The following is a 1,171-nucleotide window of genomic DNA, read 5'->3' as shown; positions in this document are numbered from 1 at the left end:
GTCCGCGGCCGTGGTCTCGGTGTAGTTCCAGTCGTCGGTCATCAGGAGCGGCCAGTCGAAGCCGTCGCCGGCGTTGTGCCTCCACAGGTAGAGGTGGCCGTTCGTGTCGCGGGCGATGATGTCGGCCTTGCCGTCGCCGGTGAAGTCGGCGGCGACGGTCTGGGTGAAGTGCGCCCGGCCGCCCGCGTCCCGGACGGGGTAGCCGCGGCGGCTGGTCTCCCGGATCCACGTGGTGATGTCGTCGGTGCGGGTGTCGTAGGCCCCGGTGCGGGTCTCGGTCGCGGGGGTGCCCAGGCAGCCGCCCTGCCAGGAGCGGCTGTGGACGGCCGCCAGCTCGTAGTGCCCGTTGGCCTGGCGCAGGGCCGGGCCGCCGGTGTCACCCTTGCAGATCGCGGCGTCCGCGGTCTTCGCCGCGAGGTTGAGCCCGGTGGGCTTGACACTGCCGGCGGTGAAGACCGCGGTGTGGAGCTGCTCGTTCGCCCACGTCGTCCGGGTACGGCCGTAACCGGCCGCGACGAGCTCCTCCCCCGGTGCGGGAGCGACGGTCGCAAGCGCCACGGGCGCGATCGCGGCGGGTGCCGGCTGGGCCAGCCGAACCATCACCAGATCCCGGTCGGTACGGGGCAGGAGCTCGGCGACCTCCGTGGTGTGACCACCGGTACCGGAGGCCACGTCGGTGCGGCCGACGGTGACCGTGGACTTCTGCTTCGGCGCACCCACCTGCAGCGCGGCCGGCTGGGCCGGGTCGTCGGCGAAACAGCTCGCGGCCGTCAGCACCCAGGACGGGTCGACCAGCGCACCGCTGCAGGAACGGCCCAGGTCACCGACGGACAGACGAGCGGTGAACGCGAACGACGCGTCCCCCGGCACCGCACCCGACACCGCACCGGCGCTGCCGGCGCCTCCGGTGACGAGGGCGCCTGCGCCCACGGCGGTGGCGAGGAGACCTGCGGTCCATGAGCTGCGTGCACGGAATTTGGACATGGGGATCACCTGGAGGTCGTGAGAGGTGGAGCGCCCGGGCGTGTGCGACGGCGGGAGCGCGTGGGACAACCGGCGCTTGGGACGCCGGGGACGCTTGGGACAGCGGGGACGTGTGGGACAGCGGGCGCCCGGGCGCGTGTGGACGGCCTGGGCCCTTGGGACGTCGAGGACGTCGGGGACCTGTGGG

At 73.5% G+C, this 1,171-nt stretch carries 1 protein-coding gene; it reads right to left on the bottom strand.

What is annotated here, in order from left to right:
• A partial coding sequence (locus tag ABZ885_RS41640; protein ID WP_360200478.1) for a trypsin-like serine protease occupies positions 1-984 on the bottom strand: 984 nt, incomplete at its 3' end.
• Between the last annotated feature and the right edge of the window lie 187 nt (positions 985-1,171).

It is taken from the genome of Kitasatospora sp. NPDC047058 (assembly GCF_040643935.1).
Lineage (GTDB): Bacteria > Actinomycetota > Actinomycetes > Streptomycetales > Streptomycetaceae > Kitasatospora.
The sequence above is the reverse complement of the archived record's forward strand: the minus strand, read 5'-3'. Positions and strand labels throughout refer to the sequence as shown.